Origin of the sequence: Enterococcus sp. DIV1444a, assembly GCF_051712125.1 — a bacterium.
GTDB lineage: Bacteria > Bacillota > Bacilli > Lactobacillales > Enterococcaceae > Enterococcus > Enterococcus faecalis.
On record NZ_JBIOOG010000001.1, the window covers coordinates 592,910 to 608,867 of the forward strand.

Sequence of the window (15,958 nt, forward strand, 5' to 3'; positions counted from 1 at the left end):
TGACGACCGTTAAGACGTTTGAGGTTAAGGTGACGGTGACTGACCGTTTCTTTGACGAATTTAGGTGGTACCACGGTGCATTTGTATGTTCACGTCCTATAGGAATTTTTCCTATAGGACTTTTTTTTTCACACTAATTGGCTATTCTAAGCCAGAACAGTGACAATGGCTACAGGTGGCAAATTTTAAGAATGAAAAATTTTATATTACTAGGAGGAATAACATGAGCTACAATCACAAAGAGATTGAGAAAAAATGGCAAAAATATTGGGCTAAGAACAATTGTTTCAATACATTGGACGACCCAAATAAAGAAAAATTTTATGCACTAGATATGTTTCCCTATCCATCTGGACAAGGCTTACACGTAGGTCACCCGGAAGGCTATACAGCAACTGATATTCTTTCACGTATGAAACGTGCGCAAGGCTATAATGTTTTGCATCCAATGGGCTGGGATGCGTTTGGTTTGCCAGCAGAACAATATGCGTTAGACACAGGGAATGACCCAGCTGAATTTACTAAGAAAAATATCGAAACATTTCGTCGCCAAATTAATTCACTAGGATTCAGCTATGATTGGAATCGCGAAATTAATACCACTGATCCTGAATATTACAAATGGACACAATGGATATTTACAAAATTATATGAAAAAGGGTTAGCTTATGAAGCAGAAGTCGCGGTTAACTGGGTACCTGAATTAGGCACTGTTATTTCAAATGAAGAAGTCATTGATGGAAAAAGTGAACGTGGCGGTTATGACGTGGTTCGCCGACCAATGCGTCAATGGATGCTGAAAATTACCGCTTATGCAGATCGCTTATTAGAAGATTTAGAGCTTGTTGATTGGCCAGAAAGTATTAAAGATATGCAACGAAATTGGATTGGGCGTTCTGAAGGGGCCAATGTGACCTTTAAAGTCGCTGGCACGGAAGAAAGTTTCACGGTGTTTACAACTCGTCCTGATACCTTGTTCGGTGCAACCTATACTGTTCTAGCTCCCGAACTAGAACTAGTGAAAAAAATTACGACACCTGAACAAACAGCAGCTGTAGAAGCGTATATCGAAGAAACCTCAAAGAAATCTGATTTAAATAGAACGGATTTAGCAAAAGAAAAAACAGGTGTTTTCACAGGTGCGTATGCTATCAATCCAGTCAATGGCCAAGAAATTCCAATTTGGATTGGTGATTATGTTTTAGCAACCTATGGTACAGGCGCAATCATGGCGGTACCAGCGCATGATGAACGGGATTATGAATTTGCGAAAACATTTGGCATTGATATCCTACCAGTAATCGCAGGTGGCGACATTACAACAGAAGCCTATACAGGTGATGGACCGCATATCAATTCTGATTTCTTAAATGGATTAAACAAGGCAGAAGCCATCGCTAAAATGAATGAGTGGCTAGAAGAAAATCACGTAGGGAAAAAAGAAGTGTCTTATCGTTTACGTGACTGGTTATTCTCTCGTCAACGCTACTGGGGTGAACCAATTCCTGTGATCCATTGGGAAGATGGGACAACCACAACGGTTCCTGAATCTGAGTTACCGTTATGTTTGCCAGTAACGTCGGATATTCGTCCAAGCGGAACTGGGGAATCACCATTAGCAAACATTGATGAATGGGTCAATGTCATCGACCCAGAAACCGGCATGAAAGGAAAACGTGAAACGAATACTATGCCACAATGGGCTGGAAGCTCTTGGTATTACTTACGATTCATTGATCCTCATAATAAAAACGAAATTGCTGATTTTGAAAAATTAAAACGTTGGTTACCAGTCGATATCTATATTGGTGGTGCCGAACATGCGGTATTGCATTTACTTTATGCTCGTTTCTGGCATAAATTCTTATATGACATTGGTGTAGTTCCTACCAAAGAACCTTTCCAAAAATTATACAACCAAGGCATGATTTTAGGAGAAAACAACGAAAAAATGTCTAAATCACGTGGCAATGTTGTAAATCCGGATGATGTGGTGGCTAAATATGGTGCGGATACGTTACGTCTTTATGAAATGTTCATGGGCCCATTAGATGCTTCCATTGCTTGGAATGAAAATGGATTAGAAGGAAGTCGTAAATTCTTAGATCGCGTTTGGCGTCTGATTGTTGATGAAGAAGGCAAAATGCGTGATCGAATTACCACAATTAATGATGGCCGTTTAACGAAAGTTTATCATCAAACGGTTAAAAAAGTGACAGAAGATATGGCGAACTTGCACTTTAATACAGCGATTTCTCAATTAATGGTTTTTGTGAATGAAGCCAATAAAGTGGATGCCTTACCTTATGAATATGTGGAAGGATTTGTCCAATTACTTGCGCCAATCGCGCCACATATTGGTGAAGAGCTATGGCAAATTTTAGGTAACGATGAAAGCTTAACTTATGTCCCTTGGCCAACCTATGATGAAGCGGCCTTAGTAGAAGATGAAGTGGAAGTAGTTTTCCAAGTGAACGGAAAATTACGTGGCAAACAAAATGTCGCTCGTGGGTTAAGCAAAGAAGAATTAGAACAAATTGCAATGAACCATGAAGCTGTTAAAGAATTTATTGAAGGAAAAACAGTGCGCAAAGTGATTGCTGTTCCAGATAAATTAGTAAATATTGTTGCAAATTAAGCTTACATGTTTTTATAAAAAAAGGGCCTGATGTTTTGACACGTCAGGCTCTTTTTAAGGCTGTTTTGTTTTACCTTTTTGATTCATATGTTCTTTAAATGTGATTGTTATAACTGAAAGCAAGGCGATGAAGAGAAAAAAGTAACCGAGCGGCGTACAGAAAAAGGCGGGTTTTTTTAAAAGTCCATCGCTAGATAATGTTGATCCAACTAAAATAGAGATCATAAATAATAAAAGACTAATCAAGCCAAGAAATAAGTTAATACGATATTTTTTCAACTTCAGTTCCTCCTTTAATGAACTATCACTAAGATAAATCAAAAAGGTTAACTTTTTTTAGGCAACTGTTAAAACTTAGATAAGAAATCTATTTTCTAAGTTTGTCGTTGTTGGTAATTGGTTAAGATCATACGTGAAAAGGGACCGACAATCAGCAATTGATAAGGAAGGGCAACAATAAAGTTCAGGCCCCAAGCTTGGAAATAGGCACTTAGTGACAACGTCTGGCTTTCCATTAATAAACCAAATAAAGACATACAAGTCACCATGCCGATAATCATGAAGCTCGAAATTGTCAGAATCAGCAATAGCCGTTTTTCTTTATTAAAGGGTAAAGAAAAAGCGATTTTCTTAGCTAAGACACCAACGACGAAAACATCTAAAATAAAAGCAACGATAAAACCAGGAAGCAAACCTTTTGATAAGGCGTACAATGAAAATTCTCCATGCAATAATAAATTATAGGTGCTCATTCCGAAAACCATCAGAAAGCACATTAACGTGGTAAAAAGCAGTCCTTCTTTTTTATTAGTAGGCATTTTTTTCTCCTTTCATTTATTGAGAGTAATGATTGTTCTAGGCAGAAAAAGGACAAATTCTCTCGACTTTTACTAGTGTAGCAAAAATAAAAGTTCTTCATAAGTTAGAATTTGCTAAATTTTCTATGTAAATTTAAAATTATAAAATAGTTGAATTTTGTAATTTTGAATGTTAAATTGAAGTGAAAGATATTCTAAATTACAAAAAAACGTTTTTTTGTAATTTAGAATAAGAAAAGAGGGGTATAATGACATATAAATTACTAAAAGTAGATTTTTATAAAAATAGAGATTCTTTTGAAAAGAAATATCAAGAACGTTTAAATTTTGATTCTACTTTACAAACTAAGTTATTTATCCACCCTTTTGACAAAGAAGAACGGAAAACAAAAGAAACCTATGAGTTATTCTACGTTCCTTTACTTCAACACAGCGTATTACAAGAAAAAATTATGAAAAATTCTCAAGAAATAATGAGATATATACATAAATTACCAAAAATTGTACAAAAAAATATCTTTTTTTATCAATTGATTGAAGAGATACAAAGTACGAATGAAATTGAAGGGGTTAAAAGTTCAAGAAAAGATATTAGCAAAGTTTTACACAAATTAAATGCTAATTCAACTGAAAGATTTCAGGGTATTGTAAACATGTATAAAGGTATTGTGACTGATAAAATGCTAAAAATAGAAACATTAGGTCAATTTAGAGAAATCTATGATGAACTCTTTAAAACTGATATCCAAGAAGAAAACTATCCAGATGGTTTATTATTTAGGAAATCTGTTGTGTATATTAGGCGATAAAGACAAAGTTGTTCATCAAGGTAGTTCCAACGAAGAAAGTATTATAGCTGATCTAGAAAAACTTATCCTTTTTATGAATCAATCAGCATTACCAAGTTTACTTAAATGTTGTATCAGTCATTACTATTTTGAGTATATTCATCCCTTCTATGATGGGAATGGACGAATGGGCCGTTTTTTGATGTCTAACTATCTCTCTAGAAAATTGGATCCACTGACAGGATTGACTGTTTCCAATGCCGTAATCCATAATAAGAGAAAATATGAAAAAGCTTTTTCCGAAGTCACAAATCCAAGAAATAGAGGAGAAGTAACTCTTTTTGTTCAGACGATGTATGAATTTATCTTATTAGGACAAACGGAAATTTTAGAAGAGCTGAGAACATGGACTAATCAGTTGAAAAGAGCCACGCAATGGTTAAAACATTCAAAGTTATCTGAAGATGAATGTAGTGTTCTGTTTTTATTAATTCAAGCACATATGTTTAGAAACGGTACCGAAAGTGTGTCGATTAAAGAAATTCAAGAAAATCAAAACTGGTCCTACGGAAAAGTTAAGCGAATAACGGAAACATTAGAAAAACAAGCGTATATTCAAGTTCAAGGGAAGAAACCGAAAACGTATCGAATCACTCAACAATTTGAAGAAACAATTGGATAAAAAAATCCTGAAACTCTCGATTTTGAGAGCTTCAGGATTTTTTATTGGTCAACTTTTAATGATTTGTAACGTCCTCTCCAAACCATTTTTGAGAAATTTTACTAAGGGTGCCATCATTTCGTAAAGTTTCAAAGGCAGCATTGATTTTTTGGACTAATTGATTGTCTGATTTGCGGACGCCCACAGCAAAATCTTCATTGTCATAGCCGACATGAGAAATAGTATAGTTTTTTAAATTATCTTCGTGGGAAAGATAGTAGTTGGCGTAAACGCGATCGATTAGGAGTCCGTCAATTCGACCAGATTTTAAATCTAAGAAAGCTTCATTAAAGCCGTCATATAAAATAGGCGTTTGGTCTTTAACAAATTTTTTCAAAACGTTGGGCTGACTTTCGAAGCCATCATAGCCAGAAGAGCCATTTTGAACCCCTAAAATTTTGCCTTGCATGTCGCTCGCTGTTGCAATGTTTTTTTCTTTTAAAGAAACAAGTACTTGGTCGTTCGTCATGTAAGGTTGTGTGAATTGAACTTTTTCGGCCCGCTCGCTCGTTTTAGTGTAGCCGTTCCAAATAAGATCAATGGTTTGATTTTGTAATTCTGTTTCTTTCATAGACCAATCAATCGGTTGGAAGTCAACGGAAATGCCATAAAGTTTAAAAACCGCTTTGGCTAAGTCGACATCAAAGCCGACAATTTTGCCTGCTTTATCTTGAAAACCCATGGGCACAAAGGAGTCATCTAAGCCAATAATAATCCGTTTTTCTTCGTTAATCCGTGTCCATTGATCTTCGTTGCTTTTTCTTTTACCACAACCTGCAAATAGGAGTAAACTACAACAGATAACCAGCAAGGCTAAAGAAGATTTCTTTTTCATTATAAACTCCTTTCTATTGGACGGGGGCAACCGTCAAAAGATTGTCTGCAATTTTTTCAGCGAAAGCCATATCGTGGGTCACGACGATCTGTGTCATGCCTTGTTTCCGTAAATCTAAAATAACTTCTTCCACTTGTTGGCGTAAAGCAGGATCTAACGCACTTGTTGGTTCATCGTACCCAAGAACTTTTGGCTTCATTGCTAAGGCACGAGCAAGTGCAACTCGTTGTTTTTGTCCACCGGAAAGTTGATACGGATAGAGTTTTTCTTTACCAGCCAAGCCCAATTTTTCCAGTAATTCTAAAGCTTCTTGCTGACTTTTTGATTTTTCTTCTTTTAGTACTAATGTAGGTGCTAAGGTAATGTTTTCTAAAACTGATAAGTGAGGGAAAAGTTGGAAGTCCTGGAAAACGACCCCAACCACTTGATCGGCATTGTCCATTTCAGCAGGATTGAAAGGAACACCATCCAACAAAAGCTCACCAGAATCAATGGTTTCTAAACCAGCTAAACAACGAAGCAAAGTGGTTTTTCCACCGCCTGAAGGACCAACAATCGTTAAAATTTTACCATCTGGAATTTCTAAATTTAAGTGATCAATAATGGTCCGGTTATCAAAATGTTTGGTTAAATTTTTAATAGTTAACATGGTAGATTCCTCCTATTTATAATATTGATAGAATTTTTCAATTTTCTTAGAAGCAACAGTTAAAATTGCTGTAAAGAGTAAATAAATCACTCCCACTAAAGCTAATGGCACTAATGTAACATCGCGGCTCATCGCAATTTTACCAGCACGTAAAAGATCGCCTAAGCCAAGGACATAAATAAGAGAAGTATCCTTAACCAAATTGATAATTTCATTTCCTACGGAAGGCAGCACGATTTTAACAACTTGTGGCAAAATAATCCGCGTGACTGTTTGAAAACGTGTTAAACGTAAAACTTTGGCAGCTTCATATTGTCCTTGGGGAATGGCTTGAATCCCCCCGCGGAAAATTTCAGCAAAGTACGCAGCATAATTTAAAATAAATGCGAATAAGGCCGCGTCGTAACGTTCAAAGACAATACCAATTAATGGTAAGCCGTAGAAAACAAAAATTAATTGTAACAATAGCGGAGTGCCGCGCATTAACCAAATGTAGAGGTTAATTAAGTAACGTAAAGGTTTAAACGAACTTTGTAAAATAAAGGCAATGATAATCCCCAGTGGAATCGAGCCAAGGAGCGTAAAGAAAAAGACTTTCAGTGTCATGCCAGCTCCGCTAACTAAAGCAGGTAAAATTTCTAAAATATAATCCATCATTTTTTCCTCCAACAATTTTTATTAAAAAACAAAAAAGCCTCTTGGCTGTGAGCCAAGAGGACGAATCGCATTCGTGGTGCCACCTCAATTTACTTATCTTTCACAAGATAAGCCTTATGTAGTTGCGTTGACAACTACTCTCTGTTAACGATAGAGTCACCGGTTTTTCTTACTAAAGGATTCAGAAAAACATCTTTTAGGTGTGAGTAAAGAAGAAGCCATCTTTTTCTTTCAGCCAATGAAAAAGTCTCTGTAAAGGAAGAGCTAAATTACTATGTCCTAAGCCTTGATTGTAAGTATGAAATTGTTCGAACGGAACAGAAAACCTGTTGTTTTTCTAGATTATCCCATTAAGCATAAAGAAAAGGGGACAACAGACTTGAGTGGTTGAATGACGCTCTCAGTTTGAAAGTGCCTCTAAAAAACAAAAAAGTCCTTTGGCTAGTCAGCCAAAGGACGAATAATCAATTATCGTGGTTCCACCTTAGTTTATTCGTGTTTCACAACACGAACCTCATGAAGTTCATAACTTCGACTGTTAACGAGTGGTCCCGGACTTTCCTACTAAGGGTTCAAAAAGTCAACTCCCAGATGTGGTTCGCTGTTTCTTTACGTCTTTTTCCACCAACCAAAGACTCTCTTCACTAAAGGAAACAGTTACTCTTCTGTTCTCTGTTTTTCAATACTGTACCACCAGAAAAAATATCTGTCAACTCTTATTCTTAAAAAAATATTTTTCTTTCAAAAAGTAAGTGCTGAAAAAGGACAAATATATGGAAAATCATGTAAAATGTAAGTAAGTTGTTTGAACAGAAGGAGGAGTTTTGGTATGAAACAGAAAAAGTGGTTAATCGGACTTGTTGTGTTGGGCTTGGTCTTAGCAGCGTGTGGCAGTGGTGGTTCGAAAACAACCTCGAACGAAACAGCCACACAGAAAATTAACGTCGCATCTGGTGGTGAACTATCGACATTAGACAGCGCTCATTATACAGATGTCTATAGTTCCGATATGATTGGTCAAGTGGTTGAAGGCTTGTATCGACAAGATAAAAACGGAGATCCTGAGCTAGCTATGGCGAAAGCAGAGCCACAAGTTAGTGAAGACGGGTTAGTCTATACATTTAAGTTACGAGAGGCAAAATGGACAAACGGGGATCCTGTTAAAGCAGGGGATTTTGTAGTTGCTTTTAGAAACGTGGTCGATCCAGCGTATGGTTCAAGCAGCAGTAATCAAATGGATATTTTTAAAAATGGACGTGCGGTTCGGGAAGGACAAGCCACGATGGAAGAATTTGGTGTCAAAGCAATCGATGACCAGACACTAGAACTAACATTGGAAAATCCAATTCCTTATTTAGCCCAAGTTTTGGTGGGGACACCTTTTATGCCTAAAAATGAAGCCTTTGCCAAAGAAAAAGGCACTGCCTATGGGACTTCTGCAGATAATTTTGTTGGCAATGGGCCGTTTGTAATTTCAGGTTGGGATGGCAATTCAGAAACCTGGAAATTGAAGAAGAATGATCATTATTGGGATAAAGAACACGTCAAATTGAATGAAATTGATGTTCAAGTAGTGAAAGAAATTGGCACAGGAGCCAATCTTTTTGATAATGGCGATTTAGATTACACTGTTTTAGCCGATACTTATGCACTGCAATATAAAGACTCAAAACAAGCGCATTTTGTGCCTAAAGCCATGGTGGGTTATTTAAGTCCCAATCATCGCCGTGAAATTACAGGCAACGAACATGTTCGAAAAGCTTTTTTACAAGCGATTGACAAAGAAACTTTTGCAAAAGAAATTTTAGGGGATGGCTCGACAGCTTTAAATGGTTTTGTACCAGCTAATTTTGCAAAAAATCCAGATACAGGTGAAGATTTCCGCAAAGAAAATGGTGATTTATTGCCATATAATATTAAAGAAGCCCAAGCCAACTGGGCCAAAGCGAAAGAAGAGTTGGGCAAAGATAAAATTGAATTGGAACTAATCTCAGCGGACTCAGCGATTGCCAAGAAAACCATTGAATTTGTTCAAGGGCAATTGCAACAAAATTTACCAGGTTTAACAATCAAATTAAAATCACTGCCTTTGCAAAATCGTTTGGATTTACAAACAGCAGGTAATTACGATTTAGCCTTTGGAACATGGACACCTGACTATGCTGATCCCATTAATTTTTTAGAATTTTATGACTCAAAAAGTGGCTTAAATACTTCTGGTTATAACGATTCAGCGTATGATGCGGGTCTCCAAAAAGTTAGAAAAGATTACGCCAATGAACCTGAAAAACGCTGGAATGAATTACTAAGTTTAGAAAAAACATTAATTGAAAAAGATGCCGGTGTTTTACCCTTATTCCAAGGAGCCATTGGTTACTTGAAATCAGATCGCTTACAAGGTTTGCAAGTATTTTCTTTTGGTCGCACAGTTTCCTATCGTTTAGCTTATGTAGAAGAATAAATTGACTTCTAAAAGGTCCTATCTTTTGAAAAAGTCTGCTTTCTGTTTTATTCTTAAAGTAGGAAAATTAACTAAAAAAATTAACTATGAAAGGTAGGTTTTTCAAATGTTTAGCTTTTTATGGGCATTAATTGTCGGAGGAATTATTGGCGCAATTGCTGGCGCAATTTTAGGAAAAGACGTGCCAGGTGGCATTATTGGAAATATTATCGTGGGCTTTTTAGGAAGTTGGGTAGCATCACTCTTGTTGCCTTCTTTAGGACCAGTCATCGGCGGCTTTCCAATTATCTCAGCGTTGCTAGGAGCGATTATCTGTATCGCTATTTACTCTTTTATTGTAAACCGCATGGCGTAAATTTGTATCAAAATGATATCTTGAAAAGCATCATAAAACTTGTGAAGGTTAATCAGACCATTACTTTTGATGTCTTTTCTATCATATTTTAAGTCTATGACAAAAATCTCTTTGGATTTTTGTCATAGACTCTTTTTTTTAAAATATTTATTATGAGAATTTCCTACGGTAGACTACTTATTTTTCATTTATTATTCATTTTTGATAAAGGAAGTTTTGTCGGATAAAGTGAATAGCTCAAGGTTCAACAAAATTAAAGAAAAAATTAATATGTTAAGTTCAGTAAAGATGAAATGCTGCTCTCATAATACGCCGTTTTATTCATTAAACGATAGTTGAAAAAAATATGTGCCCTTGTTATTCTTTGAATTAAACTAATGGGGGCGAAAAGCATGGAATCGTTAAAAAGTAATCTTTTTTTGACCAGAGAAGCATATTTGGAAGCTTTTGAAACAATCATGAGACCTTTAAAAACGGCTATTTTAACATCAGAAAAACCTGGCGTGAATTTTGGGTCCAGTGGTGCTGTATATGATCAGCAACATGCTGAAATGGAAGCGCTCATTCGACCATTATGGGGAATTGGACCATATTGGGTTGCTTGTAAAGATGATGTTTTAAGAGATGCTTATGTGGAAAAATTAATCGTAGGTACCGATCCGTCATCCCCAGATTATTGGGGCGTTATTGTTGATTATGATCAATATATTGTGGAAGCAGCAGCATTATCTTTAACTTTATTGCTCCATAAGACATATTTTTGGTCCTGTTTTTCTGAGAAACAGCAAAAAAATATCATAGCTTGGTTAAATAAAGCACTTGGTTGTAAAATTCCTAAAAATAATTGGACGTTTTTCAAAGTGCTCATTCGTTTGGCACTCGAGGGATGTGGACAAGTGATTAACCAAGCGGAACTAGAGGAAGAATTGGCGTTGATTGAACGCATGTATTTAGGTGATGGTTGGTACATGGATGGTAAAACTACGCAAAGAGATTATTATATTTCGTTTGCTTTTCATTATTATAGTTTGATTTATGTCAAATTTATGCGAGAAAAAGATCCTGTTCGTGCAAAACGTTTTACAGACCGAGCCGTTATGTTTACGCAGGACTATCTGTACTATTTTGATAAGGAGGGCGAAGCGTTACCTTACGGACGTAGTCAAACGTATCGATTTGCTCAAGGAGCGTTTTTCGCAGCTTTGATATTTGCAGAAGTAGAGGCGTTACCTTGGGGACAAATAAAAACGCTGTTAGCAAAACATTTACACTGTTGGATGCAACAGGCTATTTTCACTTATGATGGTCGGTTGTCCATTGGCTATCATTATGAAAATTTAGTAATGGCAGAAGGCTATAACGCACCAGGCTCTCCGTATTGGGCCTTTAAAACATTTTTGTTACTCGCAGTGGATCAAGACCATCCGTTTTGGCGTGCTGAACCGCTAGCGATAAAACGAGAAGAAAAGCGTTTGATTGAAAAGGGAAACATGTTATTCATCCATCCTAAAATGAAAACGCATGTCCTTGGCTATCCTGCAGGACTATGGCTTGAAAATCAAGCGCATGCTGCGGCTAAATATAGTAAATTTGTCTATTCTAGTCGCTTTGGTTTTAGCGTTCCCAAAGCTGGTTCGCGTTATGATGAGGGGGCTTTTGATAACGTATTGGCTGTTTCTCGTGATGGTGAATATTTTCGTGTTAAAGGGAAAGTTCATGATTTTTATTTAACAGAGGAGCAGGTTTATTATAAATGGCTACCTTTTCAAGAAGTAGAAATTGAAACAACCATTTATCCTTTTGGAGAATGGCATGTTAGAGTACATGAAATAGTGACATCGGTTCCATTAAAAGTGCGAGAAGGAGGATTCACTCTACCGTTACTTGGAAAATTTCCAGAAAAAGAACTTGGTAAAGAGTGGGCTAGAGTCGATTCAGGAGAATTGTGTTCGCAAATAGTTGCAATTGAAGGGTATGACCATGCAGGTATTCTTCAACCTGAACCCAATACATCGTTGTTTTTCCCAAGAACAAGTTTACCTTATTTGCAAAAAGAGCTACCAATAGGAACGCATCGCCTGATTTGTTTGGTAGGTGGTGTGACAAGGGAGGAATAAAAAATGATAAAAATCGAATTGAAAAATAAAGACAATCAAATTATTACTGGCCGAATCGATCACGAGAAGCCAGAAGCACCTTTCATGACGGAGGGAGAAACGTCAGCGGTATTAGCAATTAAACAGTACTTTTATCAAGTTGGCGACAAAATTGTAGTTACTTATACAGGGACTAGCCCTTATTTGGTGGTTCAACTAGATGAAACTTTGGCTCCTTCATTGATTTATCTAAAAGAAGAAGTTTGGGAATATCAAATTCCATTAGAAGAATCTGCTCGAAAAGCTTTTGTTGATACGGCTTTTCATTCAGCAAGGCACCAAATAATGGTTCGACAAGCGCACACGTTTGAAAAAGACAATTATCAAAATCTTTCTATGAATACACATGACCAAAAAGAATATTCAGGGGCCTATCCCCATGCGTATGCAAACGTTGAAACGAGAGACGATGCTGTTTTCTTTGCGAAAAATGCTATTGATTCTAAGTTTGGTAACCTTTCTCATGGTTCGTATCCATTTGCTTCTTGGGGAATTAACCAACAAAAGGAGGCACAGTTAACGATTGACTTTGGCAGGCCTGTAGAAACGGACTGGATCCGCTTGCTATTTCGGGCGGATTACCCACATGATAGCTATTGGGAGGAAGTCACTTTAGCTTTTTCAGATGGTGAGGAACGAGTAGTTGCCACAACGAATACCGCCTGTTTTCAAGAAATAAAGTTCCCAATGAAATCAACACAAACTTTGACATTAAAATGCTTACGAAAAGCGCTGGACTCTTCTCCGTTTCCAGCGTTGACCCAAATTGAAGTATTCGGTCGGAATAAATAACAAAATAAACTAGCCTTTCGATGGCTAGTTTATTTTGTTTTTAAGAGAAATAATCAAGAAAGGTCGCTTTTTATTTTCTTTTACGTTATAATACAATAAGTTAATATGTTAACAAGTTAAGGAGTGATGGAGATGTGTAGTCAAGAAAATAAACAAAGACTGATCTCTCTAGGAGAAAATGTCACAGATGAATGGATTCAAACGCAATTAAATGAATGCGTTTCAAAAATTGCTAAAAATATGCAGCGTTTCGGAACACAGTTTCCTTCAGCTTGTGCTACGAATGGTCGATATCGTCTCAAAGCTAACGATGATTGGACCAATGGCTTTTGGACAGGCATGCTTTGGCTGGCATATGAGTGGTCTCACCAAGAAAAATTTCGTTTACTGGCAATGGAAAATATTGACAGCTTTCAACAACGGTTAGAGGAGCATTTTGTTTTGGACCACCATGACATTGGTTTTTTATATAGTCTATCGGCGGGTGCTGGGTATAAAATTACCGGTGATGAGCGCTGTAAACAAGAAGTGCTAGCTGCCGCTGAAGTATTGTCAGCACGATTCCAAGAAAATGGCTCCTTCATCCAAGCGTGGGGCCATTATGGTGATCCCAAAGAATATCGATTAATTATCGACTCATTAATGAATTTACCGCTTTTATTTGAAGCAACTAAATTATCTGGAAATAGAGTTTATGAGGAAATTGCCTCACGTCACTATCATACGTTAATGAAAACGGTGATTAAATCCGATGCGACAACTTATCATACCTATTATTTTGATCCAGAAACTGGTCGACCAAAACATGGAGCTACGCATCAAGGACATAGTGATACTTCCATTTGGGCACGAGGCCAAAGTTGGGCAATTTTAGGGATTCCCCTAAACGAAACATTTCTCCATTCCCAACCATTTCCAGAAATTTATCCACAAATAGTGGAGGTTTTTCTAGCTCATTTACCAGCAGATTTAATTCCTTATTGGGATTTTGATTTTAATGACCAAATGCCATCTGACAAAGATAGCTCGGCACTGGCAATTGCGGCATGTGGTTTACTGGAAGCAGACAAACTACAGGCTTTTCCTCAAGCGAATGAGCTTGCCAAAGGAATGATTTATCAATTAGGAGAATATTATCGTACGCAAAATGATCCCGAAAATGAAGGACTGCTACTCCATGGTGTTTACGCACATGCAGAAGGAAAAGGGATTGATGAACCCAACTTATGGGGCGATTATTTTTACATGGAAGCCTTAATGCGTTTAGCAAAACCATCATGGCAAAGATACTGGTAAAGGGGAAAAATGATGCAAACGTTTGAGATTAAAGAAGACTTTTTATTAAATGGACAACCAATAAAAATTATTAGCGGGGCGATTCATTACTTTCGAATGACACCTAGACAATGGGAAGATAGCCTCTATAATCTGAAAGCTTTAGGAGCTAATACAGTAGAAACCTACATTCCTTGGAATATTCATGAACCAGAAGAAGGCGTATACGATTTTGAAGGAATGAAAAACATTGAAGCATTTGTCCGCGTGGCAGAAAAACTGAATTTACTAGTTATTCTGCGTCCTTCGGCTTATATTTGTGCAGAATGGGAGTTTGGTGGCTTACCAGCATGGCTTTTGAAAGAAAAAGGCGTGCGCTTACGTTCGACAGATCCTATTTTTATGACTAAAGTTCGTAACTATTTTCAAGTATTATTACCTAAACTAGCACCGCTGCAAATAACACAAGGTGGACCAGTGATCATGATGCAGGTTGAAAATGAATATGGGTCCTATGGCATGGAGAAAGCGTACTTGCGACAAACCAAGCAGATAATGGAAGAACTGGGGATTGAGGTTCCTCTTTTTACAGCTGATGGCGCTTGGGAAGAGGTTTTGGATGCGGGGACGTTAATTGAAGAGGATGTTTTTGTGACAGGAAATTTTGGTAGTCATTCGAAAGAAAATGCTGCTGTTTTGAGAAAATTTATGACTCGTCATGGTAAAAAATGGCCGTTGATGTGCATGGAATACTGGGATGGGTGGTTCAATCGTTGGGGCGAACCAGTGATTCAGCGGGAAGGTACCGACTTGGCGAAAGAAGTAAAAGATATGCTGGCAGTGGGTTCTTTAAATCTCTATATGTTTCATGGAGGAACAAATTTCGGCTTTTATAACGGGTGTTCGGCGCGAGGTGCAAAAGATCTACCTCAAGTCACTAGCTATGATTATGATGCTTTATTAACAGAAGCAGGAGAACCAACAGAAAAATATTATGCCGTTCAAAAAGCAATTAAAGAAGTATGTCCAGAAGTTTGGCAAGCACAACCACGCACGAAAAAACTGGGGAATTTAGGAAGCTTTCCAGTAACTGCTAGCGTATCCTTATTCGCAGTAAAAGATCAAATGATGACACCGAAGACCACCACGTATCCATTAAGTATGGAAGAAGCTGGCTCAGGCTATGGCTACTTGCTTTATTCGTTTGATTTAAAAAATTATCATCATGAAAATAAACTAAAAGTCGTTGAGGCCAGTGATCGTTTACACATTTATGTAGATGGAGATTTAGCTGCTACCCAATATCAAGAGACAGTGGGAGAAGAGCTACTCATTTCAGGAAAAACTGAAAAAGACACACTTGCGTTAGATATTTTAGTGGAAAATTTAGGTCGCGTTAATTATGGCTTTAAATTAAATAATCCGACACAAAGTAAAGGAATTCGAGGTGGAGTGATGCAAGACATTCATTTTCATCAAGGCTATCAACACTATCCCTTAACTTTTTCACAAGAGCAATTAGCCAAGATTGATTACACAGTTGGAAAAAATCCATTGCAGCCTTCGTTTTATCAAGTAACATTTGAATTAAAACAGCTAGCAGACACGTATATTGACTGTCGAGGCTACGGCAAAGGATTCGTTGTGGTCAATGGTCATCATCTAGGTCGTTATTGGGAAATAGGACCAATTCATTCGCTGTATTGTCCCAAAGAATTTTTACAGCAAGGACAAAATGAAGTAGTAATTTTTGAAACAGAGGGAATTAACATTGAGTACTTGAAATTTACGAATCAAGTGATCATAGACTAAA

The 15,958-nt window shown here is 37.1% G+C and carries 14 protein-coding genes and 3 other annotated features (1 of these 17 only partly in view); of the genes, 9 read left to right on the plus strand and 5 right to left on the minus strand.

What is annotated here, in order from left to right:
• Positions 1–102: a binding site (T-box leader), on the plus strand (it extends 131 nt beyond the left edge of the window).
• Between the two features lie 121 nt (positions 103–223).
• Complete coding sequence (gene leuS / locus IGI87_RS03060; RefSeq protein ID WP_104855269.1) at positions 224–2,638, plus strand: leucine--tRNA ligase; 2,415 nt, start codon at positions 224–226, stop codon at positions 2,636–2,638.
• A gap of 54 nt (positions 2,639–2,692) precedes the next feature.
• Here the strand turns inward: leuS and IGI87_RS03065 are convergent, their stop codons facing one another.
• Complete coding sequence (locus tag IGI87_RS03065; RefSeq protein ID WP_438736219.1) at positions 2,693–2,917, minus strand: DUF3955 domain-containing protein; 225 nt, start codon at positions 2,915–2,917, stop codon at positions 2,693–2,695.
• 95 nt (positions 2,918–3,012) lie between these two features.
• On the minus strand, positions 3,013–3,456 hold the full coding sequence (locus tag IGI87_RS03070; RefSeq protein ID WP_104858179.1) for a DUF2798 domain-containing protein: 444 nt from the start codon (positions 3,454–3,456) through the stop codon (positions 3,013–3,015).
• A 248-nt stretch (positions 3,457–3,704) separates the two neighbouring features.
• Here IGI87_RS03070 and IGI87_RS03075 point away from each other — a divergent pair, with 248 nt between their 5' ends.
• Together IGI87_RS03075 and IGI87_RS03080 are read left to right on the plus strand one after the other, a co-directional pair.
• On the plus strand, positions 3,705–4,265 hold the full coding sequence (locus tag IGI87_RS03075; RefSeq protein ID WP_438736221.1) for a hypothetical protein: 561 nt from the start codon (positions 3,705–3,707) through the stop codon (positions 4,263–4,265).
• Complete coding sequence (locus IGI87_RS03080; RefSeq protein ID WP_438736222.1) at positions 4,222–4,926, plus strand: Fic family protein; 705 nt, start codon at positions 4,222–4,224, stop codon at positions 4,924–4,926. The genes IGI87_RS03075 and IGI87_RS03080 overlap by 44 nt, the downstream gene beginning before the upstream one ends.
• A 55-nt stretch (positions 4,927–4,981) precedes the next feature.
• On the opposite strand, the gene IGI87_RS03085 is transcribed toward IGI87_RS03080, so the two are convergent.
• The 3 genes from IGI87_RS03085 to IGI87_RS03095 are packed head-to-tail and all read right to left on the minus strand — an operon-like array spanning position 4,982 to position 7,106.
• Positions 4,982–5,800: an amino acid ABC transporter substrate-binding protein gene (locus IGI87_RS03085; protein WP_104855265.1), complete on the minus strand. Its 819-nt coding sequence runs from the start codon at positions 5,798–5,800 to the stop codon at positions 4,982–4,984.
• Positions 5,801–5,813: 13 nt separating this feature from the next.
• Positions 5,814–6,449, minus strand: a complete 636-nt coding sequence (locus IGI87_RS03090; protein ID WP_113794931.1) for an amino acid ABC transporter ATP-binding protein — start codon at positions 6,447–6,449, stop codon at positions 5,814–5,816.
• Between the two features lie 12 nt (positions 6,450–6,461).
• A complete protein-coding gene (locus IGI87_RS03095) occupies positions 6,462–7,106 on the minus strand; it encodes an amino acid ABC transporter permease (RefSeq protein WP_002383057.1) in 645 nt (214 codons plus the stop codon).
• 53 nt (positions 7,107–7,159) lie between these two features.
• Positions 7,160–7,402 (minus strand) — a binding site (T-box leader).
• Between the two features lie 153 nt (positions 7,403–7,555).
• Positions 7,556–7,788 (minus strand) — a binding site (T-box leader).
• A gap of 147 nt (positions 7,789–7,935) precedes the next feature.
• Here IGI87_RS03095 and IGI87_RS03100 point away from each other — a divergent pair.
• From IGI87_RS03100 to IGI87_RS03125, 6 genes are all read left to right on the plus strand, one after another.
• Positions 7,936–9,567 carry a peptide ABC transporter substrate-binding protein gene (locus tag IGI87_RS03100; protein ID WP_438736223.1) on the plus strand — a complete coding sequence of 544 codons (1,632 nt, stop codon included), beginning with the start codon at positions 7,936–7,938 and terminating at the stop codon, positions 9,565–9,567.
• Between the two features lie 106 nt (positions 9,568–9,673).
• Positions 9,674–9,922 carry a GlsB/YeaQ/YmgE family stress response membrane protein gene (locus tag IGI87_RS03105; RefSeq protein WP_104855260.1) on the plus strand — a complete coding sequence of 83 codons (249 nt, stop codon included), beginning with the start codon at positions 9,674–9,676 and terminating at the stop codon, positions 9,920–9,922.
• Between the two features lie 377 nt (positions 9,923–10,299).
• The gene (locus IGI87_RS03110) at positions 10,300–12,039 is read left to right on the plus strand and encodes a DUF2264 domain-containing protein (RefSeq protein WP_438736224.1); all 1,740 of its coding nucleotides are present in this window, start codon (positions 10,300–10,302) and stop codon (positions 12,037–12,039) included.
• 3 nt (positions 12,040–12,042) lie between these two features.
• On the plus strand, positions 12,043–12,870 hold the full coding sequence (locus IGI87_RS03115) for a hypothetical protein (protein WP_104855258.1): 828 nt from the start codon (positions 12,043–12,045) through the stop codon (positions 12,868–12,870).
• A 132-nt stretch (positions 12,871–13,002) separates the two neighbouring features.
• On the plus strand, positions 13,003–14,166 hold the full coding sequence (locus IGI87_RS03120; RefSeq protein ID WP_438736225.1) for a glycoside hydrolase family 88 protein: 1,164 nt from the start codon (positions 13,003–13,005) through the stop codon (positions 14,164–14,166).
• A 12-nt stretch (positions 14,167–14,178) separates the two neighbouring features.
• Positions 14,179–15,957: a glycoside hydrolase family 35 protein gene (locus IGI87_RS03125; RefSeq protein ID WP_438736226.1), complete on the plus strand. Its 1,779-nt coding sequence runs from the start codon at positions 14,179–14,181 to the stop codon at positions 15,955–15,957.
• Position 15,958: the final 1 nt, after the last annotated feature.

Bases quoted from the DNA above. Each gene is read 5' to 3' on its own strand.
- IGI87_RS03110 (WP_438736224.1), top strand. From the start codon at position 10,300: ATGGGGGCGAAAAGCATGGAATCGTTAAAAAGTAATCTTTTTTTGACC.
- IGI87_RS03095 (WP_002383057.1), bottom strand. From the start codon at position 7,106: ATGATGGATTATATTTTAGAAATTTTACCTGCTTTAGTTAGCGGAGCT.
- IGI87_RS03100 (WP_438736223.1), top strand. From the start codon at position 7,936: ATGAAACAGAAAAAGTGGTTAATCGGACTTGTTGTGTTGGGCTTGGTC.
- leuS (WP_104855269.1), top strand. From the start codon at position 224: ATGAGCTACAATCACAAAGAGATTGAGAAAAAATGGCAAAAATATTGG.
- IGI87_RS03125 (WP_438736226.1), top strand. From the start codon at position 14,179: ATGCAAACGTTTGAGATTAAAGAAGACTTTTTATTAAATGGACAACCA.
- IGI87_RS03085 (WP_104855265.1), bottom strand. From the start codon at position 5,800: ATGAAAAAGAAATCTTCTTTAGCCTTGCTGGTTATCTGTTGTAGTTTA.
- IGI87_RS03120 (WP_438736225.1), top strand. From the start codon at position 13,003: ATGTGTAGTCAAGAAAATAAACAAAGACTGATCTCTCTAGGAGAAAAT.
- IGI87_RS03105 (WP_104855260.1), top strand. From the start codon at position 9,674: ATGTTTAGCTTTTTATGGGCATTAATTGTCGGAGGAATTATTGGCGCA.
- IGI87_RS03090 (WP_113794931.1), bottom strand. From the start codon at position 6,449: ATGTTAACTATTAAAAATTTAACCAAACATTTTGATAACCGGACCATT.
- IGI87_RS03080 (WP_438736222.1), top strand. From the start codon at position 4,222: ATGGTTTATTATTTAGGAAATCTGTTGTGTATATTAGGCGATAAAGAC.
- IGI87_RS03070 (WP_104858179.1), bottom strand. From the start codon at position 3,456: ATGCCTACTAATAAAAAAGAAGGACTGCTTTTTACCACGTTAATGTGC.
- IGI87_RS03075 (WP_438736221.1), top strand. From the start codon at position 3,705: ATGACATATAAATTACTAAAAGTAGATTTTTATAAAAATAGAGATTCT.
- IGI87_RS03115 (WP_104855258.1), top strand. From the start codon at position 12,043: ATGATAAAAATCGAATTGAAAAATAAAGACAATCAAATTATTACTGGC.